This window comes from Gilliamella sp. HK2 (assembly GCF_001690265.1).
Lineage (GTDB): Bacteria > Pseudomonadota > Gammaproteobacteria > Enterobacterales > Orbaceae > Gilliamella > Gilliamella apicola_C.
On sequence record NZ_LZGV01000056.1, the window covers coordinates 25064 to 49443 of the forward strand.

Below are 24380 nucleotides of genomic sequence, written 5' to 3' on the forward strand. Positions count from 1 at the left end.
AAAATAACTAAGAGACTCATAATGAAAAAAACAACACTTGCAATAGGAATCGTTGCTGTATTAGGCGTTGCCTACGTAGGCATAGCATGGCAAACAGGTAATATCATTGAAAATAATATCGATAATCAATTAGCACAAATAACAGCCAAAATTAACGAATTTCAAGATGATTTTACAGTGTCAGTAATGAAAAGCAATTATGAAAAAAATATATTTTCAACTAAATTACATTTAACTGTAACAGTATCACCTCAAAATACCTTAGATGAAAATGCTAAGCCTAAAACCTTATTTGACGATGATATAACCATCCACCATGGTCCTTTCCCTATTGCAGCGCTTGCTAAAGGGACATTTGCCCCACAAAAAGCTTGGCTAGAATACGAAATGACAGAACAAAGCAATCCAACACTTTGGAAACTTGCTGGTAATCAACCATTTATTGCTGGACATATAGGAATAAGCTATGGCGAATATATCACGCTTAAATTAGCCAATAAAGCAATTCAAGTCACACAAAGCGAAATACCCACCATCGATAATGGCTTACTCAATGTAAGTAATGGGAGTTATACCTTCAGTGGCTATGCGGATGCTACCGACGTGAAAGCTAAAGTGCAATTGGATAAATTAGATTACATTTCAGATGATAACAATTATAGTTTGAAAGATGTTAATGTATCGCTAAAACCACTTAACACACTAGAAGACTTTGAATACCAATTTAATATTGGACATGCTAAATACACGCTAGATGGCATAACAAAAAGTACGGTTAATATTGATAATTTCCAATCAAAAGGTAATTTTAACTACAAAAACCAAAATGGTGATACACAAAGTAGCATCGATAAATTAGCATTCACCTTTGCTATCGCTTCATTTTCAAAAGTTCAACCGGTCGTAATCAATAACATGATTGTAAACCAAAAAAGCACATTAAATAATGCTAATACCGTAGATGTTTCATTATTTAGTAGCATAGATTCAATTCTGTGGGGACAACAAAATCTAGGAAAAGTATCATTAGACTTTAATTTCCAAGGTGCCGATAAAGATCTATTTTCTGATCAATTTAGCCTTGAAGACTTTGATGAAATTATTGATAGCAGTCGCCCAGTTCATACAAAATTTTCACTAAACAAATTTAATTGGCACAACGCGGGTGGAGATATCAATTTCAATTTTGTGATGGATGTAAAAGATATAGGCAAAGATGCATTAGAAAATAATAATGTTGATAAAATAGATCATTTAAAACTACAGCTTAGCGCACCATTTGATGTATTAGGACGTATTTCAGCACAAATAGAACATCCAAATACCGATAACGTCACACCAGAACAAATTAATAAAGCAATCTCGAATCTAGACATGATGAGCATTTTATATAATTCACCAATAGTTAATTTCAGTAAAGACGGTAAACAAGGTATATTCACCGACATTGAATATTCTCGTGCCCTTGACAACGTCAAGGTAAATGATAAGACAATGACTAAAAAAGCATTTTTAAATAGTCTTTAGTAAATTATCAATATAAATTCAATTAACTTCCTAATTATTCCGCCAGTTTTATTGGCGGAATGTGATTTAAACTAACCGAATAAAACATTCTTATGAATACTCAGGTCAACGCATCAAATAAAAACCAGTTCAAACGAACCATGAAAACTAGGCATTTAATTATGCTATCACTCGGTGGTGTAATTGGTACTGGTTTATTTTTTAATACTGGATATATTATTGCAACCGCTGGTGCTATCGGCACAATTATTGCTTATTTAATTGGCGCACTAGTGGTTTATTTAGTTATGTTATGCCTTGGAGAGCTAGCGGTTGCCATGCCCGAAACAGGCGCTTTTCACACTTATGCATCACGTTTTATTAGCCCAGGCACAGGTTATACTGTTGCGTGGCTATATTGGCTAACTTGGACTGTTGCACTGGGCTCAAGCCTAACTGCAGCAGGTTTATGTATGCAATATTGGTTCCCTTCTGTTTCAATCTGGATTTGGTGTTTAATATTTTGCATTGTGATCTTTAAATTAAACATTATAACTGCACAATTTTTTGCTGAAAGTGAATTTTGGTTTTCAATTATCAAAGTGCTTACTATTGTCATTTTTATTATTGCTGGTGCAGCAGCCATTTTTGGCATTATCCCAATGAAAGACAACATGCCAGCCCCATTTTTGCACAATATTACCGATAATGGTTGGTTTCCTAACGGCATCACTCCGATTATTATGACGATGGTATCAGTCAATTTTGCCTTTTCAGGTACTGAATTAATAGGCATTGCAGCAGGCGAAACCCAACAACCAGAAAAAACCATCCCATTAGCTATCAAAACCACTATTTTACGGCTTATTATATTCTTTATTGGCACAATTTTTGTTCTTGCGGCTCTTTTACCAATGGAACAAGCAGGCGTGATAAAAAGCCCTTTTGTCACTGTTTTTGAAAACATTGGCCTGCCTTATGCTGCTGATATGCTTAACTTTGTGATTTTAACTGCAATTTTATCTGCTGCTAATTCAGGCCTTTATGCATCAGGACGTATGCTATGGTCGCTATCCAATCAAGGAACATTACCCAAATGCTTTAGCAAACTGACCAAAGATGGTATTCCCGCATTTGCTATCACAATGAGTATGTTAGGCGGATTACTTGCATTGCTCACAAGCGTTATCGCTCCTAATACCGTATTTGTGGCATTAACAGCTATTTCAGGCTTTGCCGTTGTCGCTGTTTGGTTAAGCATTTGCGCTTCACATTACTTTTTTAGAAAGCAATTATCTACAACCGAACAAAACACACTAAAATATAAAGCACCATTTTATCCACTTGTGCCAATTTTAGGTTTTATTTTATGTTTGATTGCCTGCATTGGCTTAGCTTTCGATCCTCAACAACGCATAGCGCTTTATTGTGGTATTCCATTTGTGATTGTTTGCTTTATTGCCCACCACTTTACCCAAACCTACCAAAAGCGAGTGACAAAATATGACCAATAATAATTTAATTCACTCGCTCTTAAAGCAAAAAAAACACATTATTATTGATGGCGCGCTGGCTAGTGAACTACAACGCCGCGGATGCGATCTTAACGATAGTTTATGGTCGGCAAAAATATTAATTGAAAAACCAGAATTAATCCGCCAAGTCCATTATGATTATTTTAAAGCTGGTGCGAATTGCGCAATCACCGCCAGCTATCAAGCCACGCCATTAGGATTTTCCCAAAAAGGCATTGCGCTTGATGAATCTATCAAACTAATTAAAACCAGCGTTGAACTTGCAAAACAAGCTAAACAACAGTATTTAACGGATACCAAACAAAACAAACTTTTATTAATAGCCGGATCAGTGGGGCCTTACGGCGCATATCTTGCCAATGGTTCAGAATACACAGGCGATTATCATCTTGATAAAGAGGCTTTTATTGCTTTTCATCAAGACAGAATTCAAGCATTGATTGAAGCGAAAGTTGATATTCTTGCTTGTGAAACCCTACCTTCATTTGCAGAAATCAAAGCATTAACTACACTTATCGCACAATTCCCGACAATGGCATGTTGGTTTTCATTAACGCTAAAAGACTCAAAGCACCTTAGTGATGGCACACCATTATCACAAGTTATCAACTATTTAAACAATATCGAGCAAATTGTCAGTATTGGCATTAACTGTATTGCATTAGAAAACGTCACCCCAGCATTAGAGGTACTAAATAAACTTACCACTAAGCCGCTAATAGTCTACCCAAATTCAGGCGAACAATACGATCCAACTACCAAACAATGGCATAAAAACCATCAACATAATTGTACGTTTAGCAATCAATTACCGACTTGGATTAAATTAGGGGCTAAATTAATTGGCGGTTGTTGTCAAACAACACCGAGTGATATTAAGCAAATTGTAGCGTTATTAAAGGGAGATTGATTTTTATAAAAATAAAAAGCTAATAAAATCAATACGTTTTCTGACTGATTTTTTAAGAGTAAAAAGATTTTATTTTGAGAGATAGTGTGGTTTTGAGCAATTTGGTTGCTTACGCAACCAAATGCTTTAGTTTAGTTTACCCGCCCGCTTCGTAAGTTCGGAGTTTACTTTTGACAATGCAATTATTCACTAGCGACTTAACCCTATTTGCGCTATCTCCTCACGTCCAAGGATTAAAAAATAAGGACTAAGGTCTAAGGGACGAAGCGCAAACAACAAAACGATTGCTTTTCGGTTCGCCCTTGCTGACTTCACCAATGTTCGATAACACATCGAACTGAGAGCTACCCGCCGTGTCACTAGTCCAGCAACCGTAGTAGGTAAAACGAGCACTCGGGTAAGAGCCCATGCTACCCCACTCGGTGAAAAAGCCAGCATTAATGTGGCGCTGGTAATAATTATCTGAAGAAGAAGGAGTAGCACCAATGAAGCCATCACCATACAAATCACTCGCATTAGTTAAATCTCTTACCCTAGGCAGACTATAACCTATGCTATTACACCAAGCTTCTTGATTAGAAGCCGAATCATATTTACTTCCACGGTTGACGAACCACTGCTTTAATACAAATCCATACTTGATAACGGCGTTACCACCACTATCTCGGCCGACTAACTCGAATGTTGCAGGTAAAGACGGGCGAAGTATATTACCTGGAGAACTTGAATTCCACTCCGTTGAAGTAGCGTGAGGGCCAATTAAAGTGACGCGTACGCTTGTACCTGATAGATCAGGCGTCATTATTGCAGTAATGCCACTATGGGTGACAGAATCCCATGATAACGGTTCACTACCAACAATATCTAAATCAAAGAACAAATAATGTGCCCCAGTAGTAGGAAAGTTTAAATCATAAGATGATGGGTTAGTAGACTGAACGAGAAAACCCTTCTCAGGATTCCATATGGATGGTGGCCCCGCATTCTCTCCATTACCATATTTTAAATAAGGACGTACAAAGCTCACCTGCGGTGATACCTTTGGGCTAATATAATAGGTTGCGCTACTAGCGTTAAAGGGACTACTATTAGGAACACCGTAGCGTGTACTTAAAGTGCCACTAGTATTGGCTAATGTTACTTTATAAGGAGCATCATGTGCTGTTAATACCTTATTACGCGCTACTAATTGGTTATTTTTATCCGTAATTGAGACGGTTAGCGCTCCAGTCGCACTAACCTCATTAACGCCTTGACCGTCACCATCATCATCACGCCAATAATTATTAGGCGGGCCGATAAGTGAGTTTAAAGCGATTGAATTGGTATTAACTGGCACAAACATGTCAATGTTAGCAAAACTCTCACCAACATTAGGTAACCTGATAGGATTCTTGGCACTTGAAGTATTTGTTTGAGGAGTAAAAACTCGATCGTCTGATAACTTGATACTTAACAACATATCCATATTTGTGGCCTTTGTCCGCCCACCGTCGAATGTCAAATACGGCGCACTACCCTCTATAATGTTCGTGCTTTTTGCCGATAGTGCCTGTGCAGTCAATGAACATAACAACAGCCACGGTAACAATAACCATTTTTGCCTTAACGAAAAGTTTAATGTTGTGGGTTTAATTAAATTGCATATATAAAAGTAATTTTTGAGACTAGCTAAAAGATTGAAGACCAAGAACAGCCAATACTGAGGACTAAAAGAATACTGCATTACGTTTTTCCTATTACATAATGTTTTGTTTTATTTTATATTAATCACTTATTCTGCGTATAATATCGCTTGTTCGATCCGTTTTTTGATCAAATAAATTATAATTACTAAAATTTTTTTCGCTACTTTTTTGTGTATTTTTAGATTGTTTTTTGTAAATTTTGTTTATAAAAACAGCACAAATTTTAGAAAGGTTAAAACGCTAGTGTTTTGTGTTTTGAGTGCATCGACAAATTCTTGGGATGAAGTATTCTATTATCATTATTTTAAGAGCATTTTACATTTGCCAATAAAACTTGTTCTTCTTGCTATTGATGAAAACGCCCGAAAATCTCCCTCAAAATAAACATTTTCCCCTTAAAAAACAGTCAGAAAACCCATTGATTTTATTGAAGTTTTTATTTTATTTTTTTATAAAAATCAACGTTTTTTATCGACAAAGGCTAACGCCCTGCCTTATTCGGTATCAGAATGTGCTACCAGCAAAGCGAGTTTAGCACGCTAAACAAGGATGTTTGGCGAGGATTACTTGATTGGGAATAATTTTGTCAGAAATAAATCAGGGCTGGTGCGTTAACTCAAGTGGCAACGGTGGTCTAAATTCTCCCAAAAAAAGTTGAACATCTGAGTATAACGAAAATGCCCTTGAAAAGCCAAGCATCATGGATGATACGAGTAACTATAAGTAGACCACATTTTGCACCATGTGTGAGTACTGGAGGATTTCGCATAAAATGCCTTGCTAAACGCCATCATCAGTTGCTTATTATATCCTCAAATCTTAAAACATCCGAAACCAAAATCCACCCCAAAAAAGTCTTTTTACCCTTAAAAAATCATTCAGAAAAACCATTGATTTTATTGAAGTTTTTATTTTTATAAAAATCAACAGCTTTTGCCTACAAAGGCTCATGCCGTGCCCTATTCGACATCAAAACATGTCATCGACAGTATAAGAGCTGTTTTGATTGCTTTTTACTCAAACCAAATCATTGATGCCATTCTGCCAGTTCTGTTTTCACGGCGGTACGAAAAGAATTTATCTTGCTCAATATAAGTGCAATAATCGCCACCAAAAATTTGCGTTATTCCCATCATTTGTAAGCGCTGTTTAGCAATTAAATAAAGGTCGGCTAGGTACTTTTGTTCTGTAGGATTGATTAATTTGAACGCAAATTGTGCTTTTTTATCGACTTTTTCAAATTGCTGTTTGACTTCAATACCGACTTCAAACTTTTTGGCACTGATAGTAGGGCCTAACCAAGCAATGATATTTGCTGGCGAGCTGGCAAATTTCTTAACCGTTTCTTCTAATATGCCATTACATAATCCTCGCCAACCTGCATGGGTTGCGGCGACTTCGTCACCATTTGTTGTGCAAAATAATACAGGCATACAGTCTGCGGTTAGTACTACACTAACTTGTTTGGGTTGATTAGTATATGACGCATCGGCTTCAAGTGTTTGATTCAAATCGATGTTAGCTGTTGGCGGTTGTAATGGCATTTGTGAGATATCAAGTACTGTGGTGCTGTGGGTTTGTATTAGCCAATGCGGTTCGCTAGGTATTTGTTCCGCTTGCATAATGCGACGGCGATTTTCCGCAACATCTTCTACGTTATCCCCCGTTCGATCACCCATATTTAAACTTGCAAATGATGCTAAGCTAACACCGCCACTACGTGTTGTAGTAAAGGCACGAATATTTTTTGGCGCCGTCCAATATGGGTAAATCGATTTAATCATATTTATCACCAATCAAGTTCATCTTTATGTTGTTCAGTATCTTGTTGCAATGCTTGAATCAATTTTTGCATATCATCAGGAATAGGCGCATGCCATTCCATCAGTTCACCTGTAATTGGGTGGAATAATCGCAACATGGTAGCATGTAGTGCTTGCCTATCAAAATCACGAAGCGTTTGAATAAATAAGTCGCTAGCACCTTTTGGCGGCCTTGGACGCCCACCATAAAGAGGATCGCCAATTAATGGGTGCGCAATATGGGCCATATGAACTCGGATTTGATGAGTTCGCCCTGTTTCTAGTCTTAAGCGTAAGCGTGTGTGCAAGCGATATTTTTCCATCACTCGATAATGTGTAACAGCGGGTTTGCCAGTTGGAAAAACAGCCATGTGAGTTCGTTTAGTTGGATGACGTGTGATAGGCTGATCCACTGTGCCACCTGCGGTTATAATACCCATAGCAACAGCTTCGTATTCGCGCGTGATTTCGCGTAGTTGGAGCGCTTCAACTAAGTGCGTTTGAGCAGTAATAGTTTTAGCAACAACCATTAAGCCCGTGGTATCTTTATCAAGCCGATGCACTATTCCCGCGCGTGGCACTCGGGATATTTCTGGATAATGGTAGAGCAAGGCATTGAGCACTGTACCATTAGGGTTACCTGCGCCAGGATGTACCACTAAATCTCGAGGTTTGTTGATCACTAAAATATCGTCATCTTCATAAACTACATCGAGTTTTATATTTTCAGGTTGGTGATGGTTTTCTTCTTCAATTTCGGCATTGATTATTATTTTTTCACCACCCAGTACTCTTTCTTTGGGTTTATTGACGATCACATTGTTGACAGTGACTTTATTATTGACAATCCAATCTTTTATTCTAGATCGTGAGTAATCAGGGAAAAGTGCTGATAATGCTTGATCTAAACGCATTCCTAGCTGGTTTTGTTCTATTTCAGTTGATAATTTTAACTCGTGCATGTGTAATTTATCTATTTTAAGCTGTTTTGTTTTAGAGTATTATATACCAATCATAGCTTTTAATGTTTAATTATATTTGGATTAAAACTGAATGAAATTGCGTTTACACTCTTTGTTAGCTATCGCTTTAAGTGGCATGTTAATTGGATGTACATCATCTAAACCTGATGTTGAAAATGTGCCTGAAATTGAGCTTCATAATAAAGCGAAATCAGATCTTGAAAATGGTAATATTAAATCCAGTATTGCTATATTAGAGGCTATGGACAAAAATTATCCATTTGGTCCTTATTCTCAACAAGTACAACTTGATTTAATTTATGCTTACTACAAGTCTGCCGATTTTCCGTTAGCGATTGCCTCAATCGACCGATTTTTAAAATTAAATCCAACGCACCCTAATGTAGATTGGATTATTTATATGCGTGGCATTTCAAATATGGCACAAGACGATAATATGATTCAAGGCTGGTTTAATGTTGATCGCTCAGACCGCGATGCAGATTATGCAGCTGCTGCATTTAAAGACTTTAATTACTTAGTATCTAGTTTTCCAAACAGCCCCTATACTGCCGATGCACAAAAACGCCTTGTATTTTTGAAAAACAGATTAGCCCGCTATCAGTTGAAAATAGCGCAGTTCTATACTAAACGCGGTGCTTATGTAGCGGTAATTAATCGTGTGACAGATATGTTAACGATGTTCCCTGATACCGACTCGACTAAAAAAGCATTGCTATTAATGCGTAATGCTTATAATGAACTAGGCTTAGTGAACGAAACCCAAAAAGTTGATACACTGATCCAAGCAAATCTTCACAACATGCCGAAAGAAGAGCAACGTTCATTCTTATCATATTTTACTAGCATTTTTAATGGCGGTTAGGCTGTTTTGAATTTGACAGCCCACCAATTGATAATTTTACCTAATATTAATTGCTATTTACATTTTATTAAATAGCAATTGTTTTTTCTGGTTATAACCAATCAGCTTAAATGACTATAGCTTATTAATTAGATCTCAGCAAAAATATCTTCTTTAACTTATCACTTATTATTCTAAATTGATTGTAGTGATTTAAATTCATCATGACAAAAATCAATGCACCAATTCATATATCATTTGTAAAACGAATCAATAACCAATACAATTAGCGACATATTTTTATTAGCAATAATAGATAGGACATTAACTCGTCATGCAAGAACAATATCGCCCTGATGAAATCGAAGCCACTGTACAAAAACACTGGCAAGAAAATAAAACCTTTCACGTTACTGAAGATCCATCAAAAGAGAAGTACTACTGCTTATCAATGCTCCCTTACCCTTCTGGGCGCTTGCATCTTGGCCATGTTCGTAACTATACCATTGGTGATACCATTTCACGTTATCAGCGCTTAAACGGAAAAAATGTACTACAACCTATCGGTTGGGATGCGTTTGGTTTGCCTGCTGAAGGTGCTGCTGTTAAAAATAATACTGCACCTGCAAAATGGACTTATGAAAATATTGCTTATATGAAAAAGCAATTACAGCTTTTAGGCTTTGGTTATGATTGGGATCGTGAAGTGACCACTTGTCGTCCCGAATACTATAAATGGGAACAATGGTTCTTCACTAAACTATTTGAAAAAGGCTTAGTTTATAAAAAAACCTCAGCAGTTAACTGGTGCCCTAACGATCAAACGGTTCTTGCTAATGAGCAAGTGGTTGAAGGTTGCTGCTGGCGTTGTAACACCCCTGTTGAGCGTAAAGAGATCCCGCAATGGTTTATTAAAATTACTGCTTATGCCGAAGAATTGCTTAATGATCTAGACACATTAGAAAGTTGGCCAGAGCAAGTTAAAACCATGCAACGCAATTGGATTGGTCGTTCTGAAGGGGTCGAATTTGATTTTGCTGTTGAAAATTACGCTGATAAGTTACGCGTCTACACAACACGCCCTGATACGTTAATGGGCGTTAGCTTTGTCTCCGTTGCCGCAGAGCATCCGCTTGCTCAATTAGCAGCCAAAAACGATCCTAAAATTGCCGAGTTTGTCGCTGAATGTAAAAACACTAAAACAGCCGAAGCCGATATGGCAACCATGGAAAAGAAAGGTATTGCGACTGGTTTTTATGCTATTCACCCTTTAACAGGCAAAAAAGTCCCTGTTTGGATTGCCAATTTTGTGTTAATTGAATATGGCACTGGTGCAGTAATGGCGGTTCCAGCCCATGACGAGCGTGATTATGAGTTTGCTTCTAAATATAACTTGCCAATTAACTCCGTTATTTTAAACCAAGACGGCAATGCACCTGATGTATCTGAGCAAGCCTATACTGAGCATGGGATCCTATTTAATTCTGGTGAGTTTGATGGCCTTAATTTTGAACAAGCATTCAATGCCATTGCTGATAAGCTAATAGGATTGGGTATTGGTCAACGTAAAGTTAACTACCGTTTACGCGACTGGGGTGTTTCACGCCAACGCTATTGGGGGGCGCCAATTCCAATGGTGACACTTGAAGATGGTACAACCATCCCTACTCCAGCAGATCAATTACCAGTTATTTTACCTGAAGATGTCGAAATGAATGGCATTACTAGCCCGATTAAGGCCGATCCTAACTGGGCAAAAACAACTGTAAACGGACAAAACGCACTGCGTGAAACTGATACTTTTGATACTTTTATGGAATCATCTTGGTATTATGCTCGTTATACTTGCCCACACTATGACAAAGGCATGTTAGATGAAAACGCGGCAAACTATTGGTTACCTGTTGATCAGTATGTCGGCGGCATTGAACATGCTATTATGCATTTACTTTATTTTAGATTCTTCCATAAATTAATGCGTGATTTTGGTTTGGTATCATCAGACGAACCAGCAAAACGCTTGCTATGCCAAGGCATGGTATTAGCAGATGCATTTTACTACACAAGCCCAACGAATGAACGTATTTGGGTCTCACCAACTGAAGTCACCATTGAACGTGATGAGAAAGGACGTATTGCTAAAGCCATTGACAGTAAAGGTAATGAGCTTGTTCATGCTGGCATGACGAAGATGTCAAAATCGAAAAATAATGGTATCGATCCACAAGAAATGGTTGAAAAATACGGTGCGGATACCGTTCGGTTGTTTATGATGTTTGCTTCGCCTGCTGATATGACACTGGAATGGCAAGAGTCTGGCGTTGAAGGTGCTAACCGATTTATTAAACGTGTCTGGCGTTTAGTTTACGAACATGCCCAAAAGGGACAAACAGCTAAACTTGATATTGCAAGTTTAAATAGCGAACAAAAAACATTACGTCGTGAATTACATAAAACCATTGCGAAAGTGAGTGATGATATTGGCCGTAGACAAACCTTTAATACGGCTATTGCTGCTGTGATGGAGTTTATGAATCGCTTACAAAAAGCGCCACAAGAAACCGAGCAAGATCGAGCTCTAATGGATGAGGCATTAAATGCAATTGTTCGATTACTTTACCCTATGATGCCTCACGCCTGTTTTGTTATGTGGCAAGCTTTAGGCCATAGCGAATCGATCGATAACACTACATGGCCTATCGCTGATGAATCGGCAATGGTTGAAGATGAAAAGCTCATTGTTGTGCAAATTAATGGTAAAGTTCGCGGTAAATTTACTGTGCCAGCTAATGCCGATCAAGATTTTGTTATGGCACAAGCAAAACAAGAGCCTAACATCCAAAAATATTTGATCGATGTTGCTATCCGTAAGGTGATTTACGTACCGGGTAAATTGTTAAACCTTGTTGTTGGTTAATATTGTTTGATAACTCAATTTAGGCGGTTATAAGTATGAGAAAATATTTAGCATTCATTATGTTATTAACAATATCCTTAACAGGATGTGGATTTCATCTGCAGCATGAGCCAGAAGTACCTGAACGTTTCAAAACGATGTCTTATGTAAGTTATGATCCTTATGGCCGCCTGTCTCGCGATATTAAAGAGTTATTGCACGATAACCAAGTGACTCTAGCCAATAATAATGCTTCAGAGCCATTGCCATCGCTAAGAATGATAAGCGAAAATCTAAGTCGCAATACCATTTCGATTTATCAGGATGGTAAAGCTGCCGAATATCAATTAGTCTTAGCTGTTGAAGCACAAGTTGTTATTGCTGGTCAACAGACATACCCAATTAGTGTTCGTGTATTTAGAACGTTCTTTGATAATCCATCTGAAGCACTAGCGAAAACGGTCGAGCAAGATTTAATTGAAAACGAGATGTTTAAAGAGGCTGCTAAACAAATTATTCGTAAATTAAAATCAATTGATGCGGTAAATTAACGTTATCATGATTAAAATTAGTGCCGATCAAATTAGCCATAAATTAGGATCACCTTATTATTTGATTTTAGGTAGTGATCCTTATTTACAGCATTATACGCAAACTGAGTTACGAAACGCTTTTAAACTTGCTGGCTTTGATGAACAGCTTACGTTTGTTATTGATAATCAAACTGATTGGATAGCCATTTTTGATTGCTGTCAAGCAATGAATTTATTTTCAAGCAACACTTTGCTTCTGCTTGATTTTGGTGAGAATTCATTAAATGCAGGCATTACCGCTAAACTTAATACGCTCAGCGAGATTTTAACGCCTGATATTGCACTGATAATCACGCTCAATAAAATGACTAAAACACAAGAAAATGCAATTTGGTATAAAGCTTTATCGGATAAATTAGTCGTTGTCAATTGTGCCACTCCTGATACCTTACAACTACCACAATGGGTTAAAAATCATTTACAGCAACAACAAATTGCTATTGAGCCTAAAGCAATAGATCTACTTTGCTATTATTATGAGGGCAATTTGCTTGCATTAACGCAAATTATTGCACAGCTAAAATTGTTGTATCCCGATCACATCATTTCTTATGACGAAGTCGAAAGTAATATTAATGATTCAGCAATATTTACGCCCTATCATTGGACTGATGCATTAATGGCCAATAAAACAAAAAGGGCTATGCATATTTTACAGCAGTTAAAGATGAATGAATTTGAGCCATTAATCTTGTTGCGGATTATTCAACGTGAGCTAATACTGATCATTAATTTAAAAAAAGGATTACAGCAAAAAACTTTAAAACAGGTTTTTGATGAATATAAAATTTGGCAAAATAAAAGAGCGATTTATACCAATTATTTAAATCGTTGCGATATTAAAAGCGTGTTTAATTTACTAGCCAAACTGACTGAAATTGAAATCAGTCTAAAACATGATAATCAAATTCAAATATGGGACGAAATATTTAATTTATCGATGCAATTTATGGGGTTAGATAGATGTTGAGCGCATTACTAGGAGGGACTTTTGATCCAATCCATTATGGACATCTTCGCCCTGCTATTTCATTAGCAAACGAAGTGGGGTTAAAGCAAATTAGTTTATTGCCTAATCATATTCCACCTCATAAACCTCAACCCGAGGCCAATACTGAACAGCGTTTAGCAATGTTAAAATTAGCTATCGAAGATTTGCCTTTATTTGCGTTAGATGTAAGAGAGATCGTTCCTAAAGCATCAAAACGCCCTTCTTACACTATTGAAACACTTCAAGCGTGGCGAGAAGAAAATGGAAATAGTAATGGACTGGCGTTTATTATGGGGCAAGATTCATTATTGAGCTTGCCAACTTGGAACAAATGGAAAACACTGCTCGATTACTGCCATTTGTTAATTTGCCGTAGGCCAGGTTATGCACAAAATACCAATAACATTGAGCTACAACAATGGATTGATGAACATAGCACAACCAAAGTTCAACAATTACATGACTCTCCTCATGGTTATATCTTTTTTGCGCATACACCACTTGAAGATATTTCAGCAACGGAAATTAGGCGAAATATTAACAACCAAGCACGTTGTGAAAAGTTATTGCCACCTCAAGTATGGCACTATATTCATCAACAAAGACTTTATAACGTAAAGAAATAGTAGAAAGGGCTTTACATCTGACAGTTTTTTCGGCATTATTTCGCCGCTGTATTTATATATTCTAAACTCAGTTTTTTTGTGTTTATACTTAGCTTGTTAGGCTTCTCATCAAATACCGATAAGGTAAGATGAAAGTGTAACATTATTGTTTTGTCATCAAGCACTTTACATGGCAAATCAATTAAGTATATTTAATTTGTATTTATTATTAAGAGGCCCCAATGGCAAAAGAAGATAACATTGAAATGCAAGGTACCATACTTGATACACTTCCAAACACGATGTTTCGTGTTGAACTTGAAAATGGTCATGTCGTTACTGCACATATTTCTGGTAAGATGCGAAAAAATTATATTCGTATTCTCACTGGCGATAAAGTTACTGTTGAAATGACGCCTTACGATCTATCTAAAGCACGTATCATCTTCCGTAGTCGCTAATATCGTTATCTAAATAACCTATTTAAAAATATAACGGTTTATTTATCTCTTTTTTAATAAAAAATCCGTCGACCTTTGTCGACGGATGAGTGATAAATTTAAACAAGCGATTTAATCTTCTTTAGAAAAGTTCATTTGATCGTATTTAATCCATTTTGTCTTTTTGACTATTTTGTAACTAAAATAAATCACTAAAAATAGCGGTAAACCAATATAGGTTGCAATCACGCCATTCCAGTCAATGGTGTCTTGTAAGAATGCTTCGTAATTCTGACCTAAAGTAATAATCAAACATAGTACAAAAGCAAAAATAGGCCCCAATGGGAATAAGTTTGAGCGATATGGTAATTTATTAAGATCATGACCTTGAGCCATATAACCTTTTCTAAAACGATAATGGCTAATGGCGATACCAAGCCAAGCAATAAAGCCCGTCATACCCGACATGTTCAGCAACCACAGATAAACTTCTTGATCTTTGTACATAGAGGTTAAGAAACAAAGCATAGCGACAAATGTCGTGACTAGTAGCGCCACTCTAGGCACCCCTGATGACGATAATTTTCCAAAAATTTTCGGAGCCTTACCTTCTTTAGCTAAGGCATAAAGCATTCGAGTTGACGCATACAATCCTGAATTACCAGCAGAAAGAACTGATGTCAAAATAACAGCATTCATTAATGCCGCAGCTGACAGTAACCCTGCATTTTGGAATACTAAAGTAAATGGGCTTACACTAATGTCGGTTTCATTATTGCGCAACAAATTAGGATCAGTATATGGAATAATTAAACTAATGACTAAGATTGCAAAGATATAAAATAACAAGATTCGCCAAAATACTTGTTTCATTGCTTTAGGAATGTTTTTTTCTGGAGAGCTTGATTCACCCGCAGCAATACCTATTAGCTCTGTGCCTTGGAACGAAAACCCAACCACCATAGCTACGCCAATCATTGATGAAAATCCACCAACAAACGGAGCGTCACCTACTTGCCAATTGTGCCAACCTGCACCTTGCGCTCCACCCAAAATACCGACAATCATGAGCAACCCAACAGCAATAAAAATAACAACAGTGACAACTTTAATTAGTGAAAACCAAAATTCTGCTTCACCAAAGCCTTTAACCGAAATATAGTTAAGGCAAAAGATAATGCTTAAAAATAGAAAGCTCCAAAGCCAACTATAACTGCCTAAATCTATCCAATATGAGATTACCAATTGCGCTGCAACTAAGTCAACCGCAACAGTAATTGCCCAGTTGTACCAATAATTCCAGCCAATAGCAAAACCAAATGCCTCATCGACATAACGTGATCCATAAGTTGCAAATGTTCCTGAAACGGGAAGGTAAGCAGCCAATTCACCCAAACTTGTCATTAAAAAGTAAACCATTAAGCCGATAATGGCATAAGAAAGTAGTGCCCCTCCTGGGCCTGCCTGCGCAACTGTTGCACCAGATGCAACAAATAATCCTGTACCAATGGAACCACCAATGGCAATCATGGTTAAATGACGAGCCTTTAAATCTCGTTTTAATTTATTTTTCATAGCAATATTCTTCTTTATTAAAGAGAGTCAATTTTATAGCGTATACGTATTTTCAGCACGTTACATTCTTAGCTGTCAACTGGCAGCTCAAAATTTATATTAATCATTACAGATAAAATAAAATGCGCAGAAGTGTATCAAAAAAAAAGCATGACGAGATAAATAATTTTAATAATAAATCTCATTTGTTAAATAGAAGCAATACTTACCCACGTGTAAGTTGTTCTAATTGAGTTAAATAATCCAATGCTTGCTCACGATTATCACCGCACATCTCGTAACAGGGTTGTAACCGCTCACAAACCGATGGTCTTGATGCAAGCCCGAATAGCTGGCATTTAAAATCTTCACCTAAATGAATACAAGCAATACCAGCTATTTTACCATTAGGCATACTAGGAATATGAGAAGAAATTGATGGTGCAATACAACAAGCACCACAATTTTCTCGACATTGAAATAAATTTGCCATCATTTTTCCTTTAATTTAAAGCTTATTAATAAATTTAGTTGGTGACAATAACAAGTTAGCGTTAAAATAGCGAGTTAATTTTTTAACTCTATTTTTAATAATCGCGAAGAAAATATTATGGCTAAAGCAAATGAAATAAAACGTGGCGATGCAGTCACCTATAATGGCAAATTATTACTCGTTAAAGATATTGATGTTCAAAGCCCTAGTGCTCGTGGTGCCAGTACGCTTTATAAAATGCGTTTTACTGACGTCAAAAATGGCGGCAAAGTCGAAGAACGATTTAAAGGAGATGATATCCTCGAAACCATTGAACTGTCTCGCCGTCCTGTTAGTTTTTCTTATGTTGATGGGGATGAATATGTGTTTATGGATAATGAAGATTACACATCATTTATTTTCAAAAAAGAACAAATTGAAGATGAGCTTTTATTTATTCCTGAGGGCGGAATGGATGGAATTCAAGTATTAATGGCGGACGACGAAGTCATCGCATTAGAGCTACCACAAACTGTCGATTTAGAAATTGTTGAAACTTCGCCAAGTATTAAAGGCGCTTCAGCAAGCGCACGAACTAAACCTGCAACATTATCAACGGGTCTTGTTATTCAAGTTCCTGAGTATATTGATAATAATGAAAAAGTCAAAATTCACATCGCTGAGCGTCGCTATATGAGCCGAGCGGAATAACTAATAAGATTGTGATGAATACATATAATCAAAATAAACTACATAAACGATTGCGTCGCCTAACGGGCGAAGCAATCGCTGATTTTAATATGATCGAACAAGGCGATCGTATTATGGTTTGCCTATCAGGTGGTAAAGATAGTTATACTTTGCTTGATATTCTTATTAATTTAAAAATCAGTGCCCCAATAAATTTCGAATTAATTGCGGTTAATTTAGATCAGAAACAACCTGGTTTTCCCGAACACGTTTTACCAGAGTATTTAAATTCGCTTGGTATTGAGTATAAAATCGTCCAAGAAAATACCTATGGCATTGTTAAAGAAAAAATCCCTGAAGGCAAAACAACTTGTTCTTTATGCTCACGCCTTCGTCGGGGAATTTTATATCGCACTGCGACCGGGCTTGGCGCAACTAAAATTGCGCTTGGGCATCATCGTGATGATATATTAGAAACACTGTTTTTAAATATGTTCTATGGTGGCAAACTTAAAGCAATGCCCCCTAAGTTAATGAATGATTCGGGTGAACATATCATTATCCGACCGCTGGCTTACTGTAAAGAAAAAGATATTGCTAAATATGCGCAAATTAAGCAATTCCCGATTATTCCTTGTAATCTTTGTGGTTCACAACCCAACTTACAAAGACAAGTCATTAAAGAAATGCTAAATGAGTGGGATAGGAAGTTTCCTGGCCGGATAGAAACCATGTTTCGAGCCACACAAAATATCACCCTATCCCATTTATGTGATACTAATTTATTTGATTTTAAAGGGATTCAAAAAGGTGATAGTGCTATCAATGGTGGTGACATCGCTTTTGACCGCGAAGATATCGCACCAATCAGCTTTGATGCTTCAGATCTTGAAGATCAGGATCTGATTTTGTGGAAAGAAGCAAAATAGTGGCTTAATACTTAATATTGTAGACTCACACCGCTTCCTCATGAATGCCACTAATGTGGCATTTATTTTTATTAATATCACTCAACATGTTTTAAAACTTTACCGTTGTGAAGAAATTTTAGTGAATATATACGTAGATAATACATGCGATTGAGTAAAAATCTTACAAATTCAGTTGCTCTGTACAAAGTAATAGTTTTAAAAAGTTTATTGGATTATTTGAAATTAAGCCTTTTTAAAAACAATTATTTAATCTATCCATTACTGGCAGCTAAAATTTTCAGCCATTAATAATATTAAAACAACATTTTTCACAAATGCTTGCAAAATCCCCCTCCTTTAGTATTTTATTATTGCTTTATTTCATGGCGAAATAATCGAAAATAACAAGCTTCTTTATTTTCATTACTATAAAATATTACCTAATCAAATATCGCGGTTCAAAGGTAAACAATTCATCCCCCATGATGAGCTTTCTCATTCTAGCCGTTGCGAGGGTATCATGATAAATGACTTAAAGCTTTTCTCCGCTTTTGACTACGAGCCTCGTCTCATCGTTGAAAGTAACAAAATAATAATATTTTACTCACTACATTAACCACTTACGCCAGCTTTGATTAACAATATTTTTTACTTGACTGAATTGCGAATCATCAACAGTACTTGGTAAAGCTTGTAATGCCAATTGATGAATTTTATTGCGCATGTCAATATAAGCTTGTGTTAGTTGCTGGGCTTCGTTGCTATCCATAATTTGGTAATTTGTTGCGAGTTCTAAAATACGAACGTTGTCGCTCCATGTTGTCATTTTTGGGTATTGATAAGCATAATTAAGTACAAGATATTGCGATAAAAATTCAATATCACCAATCCCCCCTTCATCAATTTTTAAATTAAACAAATGCGTGTGTGATGTGCTAAGGTGGGTTCTCATTTTTTCGCGCATTTGCCGAACTTCTGTTTTTAAGGTATTTTGATCTCGCTTTTTACAAAGTATATTATGACGAATTTGGTTAAAACGTTTTATTAATTCGCTTTCGCCATATACGGCTCTGGCTCGTACTAATGCTTGATGTTCCCAAGTCCAAGCTTCATTCATCTGGTAATCCTCAAATGAATTTAAGCTACACGCAAGTAACCCAGCATTTCCCTGAGGGCGGAGCCTTACATCGACTTCATATAAAATACCAAAGCTAGTACGTACATTAAATAGGTGAATAATTCGTTGTACTAAACGCAAATAAAATTGACGACTGTCGATCTGTTTTTCGCCTTTGGTCATGCTGTTTACTGGGCAATCGTGTAAAAAGACTAAATCAAGATCGGAACCATAACCTAGCTCCCAGCCACCTAATTTGCCATAAGCAACAACAACTAATCCTTTGTCATTAGCAGATAAATGTTCTGGCTGACCATAACGGGCGGTTATTTGATTCCACGCCATTTGTATAACAAAATCGAGTAATGCTTCGGCCACATAGGTTAGGTGATCACTGACTTTCATGGTGGTTAATACATGTTCAACATCTGCGGTAGCAATATGGAGTAATTGCATTTGCTTAAATTGTCGTAATGCTTCAAGTTGTTGTTCTTCATCATCCACTTGAATACGAAGTAAATATTGATAAAGTTGGCTTTTATATTCGTGTGGTGCAATCGTTTGATGTAGCGAATTAACATCAATAAGTTCATCAAGCAATATGGGGTAATGAGCGAGTTGATCACTGATCATTGGTGATGCACTGCATAAGCGAATCACCTGTTTTAATGCGACTGGATATTCTAGTAATAACTCTAAATAGGTAGTACGACTAACAATATTAACTAGTAAAGGAAAAATTCTCGATAAAATGACTATTGCTTGTTTTTCACTACAAATGGATTCTAATAATCTAGGCATCAATTGATCGAGTATTTCACGCCCCCTTACACCAATAGTACGTTTACCGATATCATCACGAAATTGTATAAGCATTTGCCAAAGTTGATTTACATCATCATCTGAATAAGATGGCAGTATTGCTTTTACATCATTTATTTGTAGATCGGGTACCCAAAGATCATCGAACTGATCATTGTATTGTTTTGCCGTGGATAATGTCGATTCATGCTCACCAATAAGCTGATTAAATATTTTGCGATTAGCTTGCATGCGCTTAGTTAAGTCACGTTGAAAATCAGCCCAGTTAGCCAATCCCATACCACTAGCTAGGCGTAGCTGATCAAGTTCATCATCTGGCAAGGTTTGAGTTTGTTCATCGTTAATAGCTTGCAGTAAGTTTTCACAACGGCGTAAAAAAAGATAGTTTTCACGTAATGCGGTTACTTCATCAGTGTTGAGCAATGATTCTTGTTCAATAACCTGTAAAGCCGTGAGCAGTGAACGGGTTTGTAACCCCACTACTCGCCCACCACGTATAAGCTGAAAGACTTGCACAATAAACTCAACTTCCCGAATTCCTCCAGCACCAAGCTTAATATTATTTTTTAAACTGCGACGACGTACTTCACGTTCAATCATGCTTTTCATATTACGCAATGACTGTAAGACGCTAAAGTCGATATAACGGCGATACACAAAGGGTTTTAGCATTTGGTAAAGTTCATTAACATAAGGCGATTGCTGATCTCCAAGTATTTTAGCTTTAACCATTGCATAACGCTCCCAATCACGACCTTGCTCTTGGTAGTAGTCTTCCATAGATGAAAAACTTAACACCAAAGGTCCGCCATCGCCTAGCGGGCGCAAGCGCATATCAACACGATAAACAAAACCATCTTCGGTAATTTGATCAAGAGCTTTAATTAAGCGTTGCCCTAATCGAGTGAAGAATACACTATTATCAAGCTCTCGTCGCCCACCTTGCGTTTGCCCATGTTCTGGGTAAGTAAAAATCAAATCAATATCAGACGAAAAATTAAGTTCTCCACCACCAAGTTTACCCATCCCTAAAATTATCAAGGGTTGTAATTTACCTTGTGCATTACAAGGAGTGCCCCACTCTTTACAACTCAGTTCATAAAGCCAATCTCGAGCCGTAACAATGATCACTTCTGCCAACTCGCTTAATTGTAATAAAATTTGCTCATCACAACTGATATGGGTTAATTGAGACCATGCCAATCGAACTAAAATATAACGCCTAAATTGCCGTAATTCTTTCATCAATTCAGTTTCATCCGAAACTAAGGTTAATTTTTTAGTTAACCAATTTTGGTAATATTGTCGTTCGTCGGCTTTCGGTAGATTGTTTGCTATCTCAGAGAGCCACTGTGGGAATCGATAAAAAGCATCCACCAAAAAATCACTTTGTACTAAAATATCAAGATTAGCTTGCACTTCATCTGGCTGGCATTGTTTAAGTTGCGAGATAACTTTTTGCTTTTGTTGTTCAAGCAAAAGGCAAAGTGGTAGATTAAATTCCGACATGGGCAAACTCTCTTAGAAATATTGTTACTAAAAGTAAAATCACCAAAATAAGCCTCTATTATAAATAACTTTTGTCATTGATATAGTATTTATATAAAAAATAAAAGTTTGTAGAAAAATAGTGACGTATGCTTTTTATTGTTATTTTATCAAAAGATCTTAAAGATAATTCACTATATATTGAGTATCTTATTTAAGATTCGTTATTTACTTCAAGTGGTTAATTTTGATTTAAGGCAGGTAATTATTTTTACCATTTAAACGGTATAGACATATTGAATGTTTTTTACAAAATAGGGAATCCCTCATAATTAATAGATAGCTAATCATCAGGTAATTTATTCGCTACTTTTGGGTGTACTATTTTGTAAGATGAGCTACATCAATGGAGCTTATTTAATAAAAGAAAAATCTTAAAATTCTATCGTATCAATGTTCAATACGATAGAATGATGATCTTATTTGCTAAAAAATATCTTTACTACTTTGCGAACAACGAGCCAACCAATCAAACATAACACAACAAAAAATGCTATAATATAAGAGAATGCAATAGCTAAAATTTGTTTATCATTCAATGATTCAACCATCTTATCAAGCCATCCCAAATTCATAAAATAGGTATTGATAAAAAAAACAATTATAGATAGTAGCAAGGTTACACTAAAAGCAATAGCAGAACTAAAAGCTAAATTTTTTAGTTGAAGTTTAGACCCGACAGAAGTAAATTGTTTGCGTAAAGCAATGTAGCCAACGGTATTACATATTAGTAAAAAAATTGAATGAAAACTCATCGCAAAAATATCTGATTCGAAAAGAAAATCAGGAAGTAAAAAGTAATTCAAAAAGAATAAGACAATAACCAAATAATAAAAATTAAATAACAAGATAAATAAAGATAAATGAATTTTTTGACTATACTTTGTAGGCAATGCAATCATTTCCAGTTCCGTTACAAAAACCGAATGCAATAGTTTTATCCCTAAACAAATCCCCATGAATATCCAAATATAACTAACAAACCGCAATATTCCTATATAAAACCTATAGGTATAAAAGAAGTATGATTCCAACAAGTAACTATTCAAAAACACGCCTGTCTGCTGGGCAAATATAATTTGATAAGCATATAAACCAATGATTATCAAAAGTACTATTGTAAATGCATATAAAAGATTATTTGCGTTGACTCGATAAATAAAATATTGGTTTAATACTATTGCTGAAGTAATAAAAACTAGAACCAGATTCGCTAATTGATTAAAAGTATTAGTTAAAATTAGGGTATTTAATAATGATATACTATAACTATTTGAACTAAATAAAGCCAATACTTCATCGCTGTGAAAATCACTATTAACAAAAAGCAAACATCCAATCGTAAAGATGCTATCAAGAATCCAATAAAAGAGTACAAAAAAGAACGGTAATTTAAAAAAAGAGAATTTCATCTATTTTTAGTCCATTAATTAAGAGTCAGATTCGCAATCAATGCCAGTTTTAACCTTGTGTTCAGTTCACTAAAAGCAAACTTTTCTATTGAGTTAAAAGACAATAATGCCTCTTGCCATTGAGTAAATTCAGGTTCAAGAGATAAGTTTTTATCAGCTAATACATTACTAATCTGCTTTAAAGTTTGTTGATAAAAATTTAAGTTGTTAGTTTCTAACGCATATTCTTCATTTTGTTGCCAAAAATTGAGCAGTTGCGTTAAATTTTGATTCATTTTAATATCAAACTGACAGCTTTTCAATGGTGAATTTTTAAGCAACAAATAACCTCTAGCGGCTTTACTTTGTGAAAAAAGATGTAAATGAAATCGACTTAATTCAAGCGCAAAATTGAGCAAATCTTGTTTATTACCCTGTTTGAGTTCAAGTTCGACTTCTTGAATAATTTTAACCTTTTGGTTTGACTTAATCTCTCCTTGATCTAAAGCGACTTCAATTTCACTACTTGCAAACGAAATCAACCAAGTTTGACGTTTGAAATCAGTACTAAACAATGGCAATAAATTTTGTTGTAACTGGGCAATATTACAATTATCAGGTAATGCCGCATGTGGTAATAGTGTTAAATCAGGTTCTGAGTTAGGTAAGTTGACATTAAATTCTATTCGTTCATGTAAACCAGCCACTGATTTTCTATCTCGCTTTAAGGTAATTTCAAACTTTTTTTGGTGATTTTCTTCACATCCTCTTACACGCAGACCACAATGGTTATTACGTAAATAATGATCGTTTGTGTCATAATAAGTATTAGTCAAGTTGAATTTTGTAGAACGTCGTTTGACTGATGATATTGCCGAAAATTCGGCTTCGTCACTATCAGCCCATTGTTCCAAAAAACATTTTAAATTAGCAATATCGTTGTCATTGATTTCAAATTTTAATTCGATTTCGTTACTCATTATTCTGTTTTATCTTAGTTATTTTGCTATATGATATATTGAACAGTTAAAGAAATATACTTAATCATTAATTAAAAAATTGAATCTTGGAGTTGAGTTAAA

18 protein-coding genes and 1 pseudogene are annotated in these 24380 nt (G+C 36.0%); 11 read left to right on the top strand and 8 right to left on the bottom strand.

Features of this window, described 5'->3' with window-relative positions; all coding sequences use genetic code 11:
• Nucleotides 1–21 precede the first annotated feature (21 nt).
• The 3 genes from A9G45_RS04830 to mmuM all read left to right on the top strand — a co-directional run bounded on the left by A9G45_RS04830 (nucleotide 22) and on the right by mmuM (nucleotide 3951).
• Entirely contained in the window at nucleotides 22–1527 is a 1506-nt protein-coding gene (locus A9G45_RS04830) for a DUF945 family protein (protein ID WP_065567045.1), read from the top strand.
• A 92-nt stretch (nucleotides 1528–1619) separates the two neighbouring features.
• A complete protein-coding gene (mmuP, locus tag A9G45_RS04835; protein ID WP_065567046.1) occupies nucleotides 1620–3020 on the top strand; it encodes an S-methylmethionine permease in 1401 nt (466 codons plus the stop codon).
• The gene (gene mmuM / locus A9G45_RS04840) at nucleotides 3010–3951 is read left to right on the top strand and encodes a homocysteine S-methyltransferase (protein ID WP_065567047.1); all 942 of its coding nucleotides are present in this window, start codon (nucleotides 3010–3012) and stop codon (nucleotides 3949–3951) included. Before mmuP ends, mmuM begins: the two co-directional genes overlap by 11 nt.
• 247 nt (nucleotides 3952–4198) lie before the next feature.
• Here mmuM and A9G45_RS04845 read toward each other — a convergent pair whose 3' ends face one another.
• From A9G45_RS04845 to rluD, 3 genes are all read right to left on the bottom strand, one after another.
• On the bottom strand, nucleotides 4199–5419 hold the full coding sequence (locus A9G45_RS04845; RefSeq protein WP_065567048.1) for a hypothetical protein: 1221 nt from the start codon (nucleotides 5417–5419) through the stop codon (nucleotides 4199–4201).
• A 1233-nt stretch (nucleotides 5420–6652) separates the two neighbouring features.
• Entirely contained in the window at nucleotides 6653–7420 is a 768-nt protein-coding gene (gene pgeF / locus A9G45_RS04850; RefSeq protein WP_065567061.1) for a peptidoglycan editing factor PgeF, read from the bottom strand.
• Between the two features lie 8 nt (nucleotides 7421–7428).
• Nucleotides 7429–8403, bottom strand: coding sequence for a 23S rRNA pseudouridine(1911/1915/1917) synthase RluD (gene rluD / locus A9G45_RS04855; protein ID WP_065567049.1), 975 nt, complete (start codon nucleotides 8401–8403; stop codon nucleotides 7429–7431).
• A 91-nt stretch (nucleotides 8404–8494) separates the two neighbouring features.
• On the opposite strand from rluD, the pseudogene bamD reads away from it, so the two are divergent.
• From bamD to infA, 6 genes and pseudogenes are all read left to right on the top strand, one after another.
• Nucleotides 8495–9217, top strand: a pseudogene (gene bamD, locus A9G45_RS04860) (outer membrane protein assembly factor BamD); the annotation flags it as partial.
• A gap of 385 nt (nucleotides 9218–9602) precedes the next feature.
• Complete coding sequence (leuS, locus tag A9G45_RS04865) at nucleotides 9603–12185, top strand: leucine--tRNA ligase (protein WP_065567051.1); 2583 nt, start codon at nucleotides 9603–9605, stop codon at nucleotides 12183–12185.
• 35 nt (nucleotides 12186–12220) lie between these two features.
• Complete coding sequence (gene lptE / locus A9G45_RS04870; protein ID WP_065567052.1) at nucleotides 12221–12715, top strand: LPS assembly lipoprotein LptE; 495 nt, start codon at nucleotides 12221–12223, stop codon at nucleotides 12713–12715.
• Nucleotides 12716–12722: 7 nt separating this feature from the next.
• Nucleotides 12723–13727, top strand: coding sequence for a DNA polymerase III subunit delta (gene holA / locus A9G45_RS04875; protein ID WP_065567053.1), 1005 nt, complete (start codon nucleotides 12723–12725; stop codon nucleotides 13725–13727).
• The gene (gene nadD / locus A9G45_RS04880; RefSeq protein ID WP_065567054.1) at nucleotides 13721–14374 is read left to right on the top strand and encodes a nicotinate-nucleotide adenylyltransferase; all 654 of its coding nucleotides are present in this window, start codon (nucleotides 13721–13723) and stop codon (nucleotides 14372–14374) included. The genes holA and nadD overlap by 7 nt, the downstream gene beginning before the upstream one ends.
• Nucleotides 14375–14595: 221 nt before the next feature.
• Complete coding sequence (infA, locus tag A9G45_RS04885) at nucleotides 14596–14814, top strand: translation initiation factor IF-1 (protein ID WP_025315083.1); 219 nt, start codon at nucleotides 14596–14598, stop codon at nucleotides 14812–14814.
• A 111-nt stretch (nucleotides 14815–14925) separates the two neighbouring features.
• On the opposite strand, the gene A9G45_RS04890 is transcribed toward infA, so the two are convergent.
• Together A9G45_RS04890 and A9G45_RS04895 are read right to left on the bottom strand one after the other, a co-directional pair.
• On the bottom strand, nucleotides 14926–16368 hold the full coding sequence (locus A9G45_RS04890; RefSeq protein ID WP_065567055.1) for an amino acid permease: 1443 nt from the start codon (nucleotides 16366–16368) through the stop codon (nucleotides 14926–14928).
• Between the two features lie 205 nt (nucleotides 16369–16573).
• Nucleotides 16574–16840, bottom strand: coding sequence for a YkgJ family cysteine cluster protein (locus A9G45_RS04895; protein ID WP_065567056.1), 267 nt, complete (start codon nucleotides 16838–16840; stop codon nucleotides 16574–16576).
• 117 nt (nucleotides 16841–16957) lie between these two features.
• Here A9G45_RS04895 and efpL point away from each other — a divergent pair, with 117 nt between their 5' ends.
• A complete protein-coding gene (gene efpL / locus A9G45_RS04900; RefSeq protein ID WP_065567057.1) occupies nucleotides 16958–17530 on the top strand; it encodes an elongation factor P-like protein EfpL in 573 nt (190 codons plus the stop codon).
• 14 nt (nucleotides 17531–17544) lie between these two features.
• A complete protein-coding gene (gene ttcA, locus A9G45_RS04905) occupies nucleotides 17545–18438 on the top strand; it encodes a tRNA 2-thiocytidine(32) synthetase TtcA (RefSeq protein WP_065567058.1) in 894 nt (297 codons plus the stop codon).
• Nucleotides 18439–19027: 589 nt separating this feature from the next.
• On the opposite strand, the gene glnE is transcribed toward ttcA, so the two are convergent.
• From glnE to A9G45_RS04920, 3 genes are all read right to left on the bottom strand, one after another.
• Nucleotides 19028–21868 (bottom strand): bifunctional [glutamate--ammonia ligase]-adenylyl-L-tyrosine phosphorylase/[glutamate--ammonia-ligase] adenylyltransferase, encoded by a 2841-nt coding sequence (gene glnE / locus A9G45_RS04910; protein ID WP_065567059.1) that lies wholly within the window; start codon nucleotides 21866–21868, stop codon nucleotides 19028–19030.
• Between the two features lie 458 nt (nucleotides 21869–22326).
• On the bottom strand, nucleotides 22327–23319 hold the full coding sequence (locus A9G45_RS14085; RefSeq protein ID WP_141673612.1) for a hypothetical protein: 993 nt from the start codon (nucleotides 23317–23319) through the stop codon (nucleotides 22327–22329).
• A gap of 14 nt (nucleotides 23320–23333) precedes the next feature.
• Nucleotides 23334–24278 (bottom strand): CYTH domain-containing protein, encoded by a 945-nt coding sequence (locus tag A9G45_RS04920; protein WP_065567465.1) that lies wholly within the window; start codon nucleotides 24276–24278, stop codon nucleotides 23334–23336.
• Nucleotides 24279–24380 lie beyond the last annotated feature (102 nt).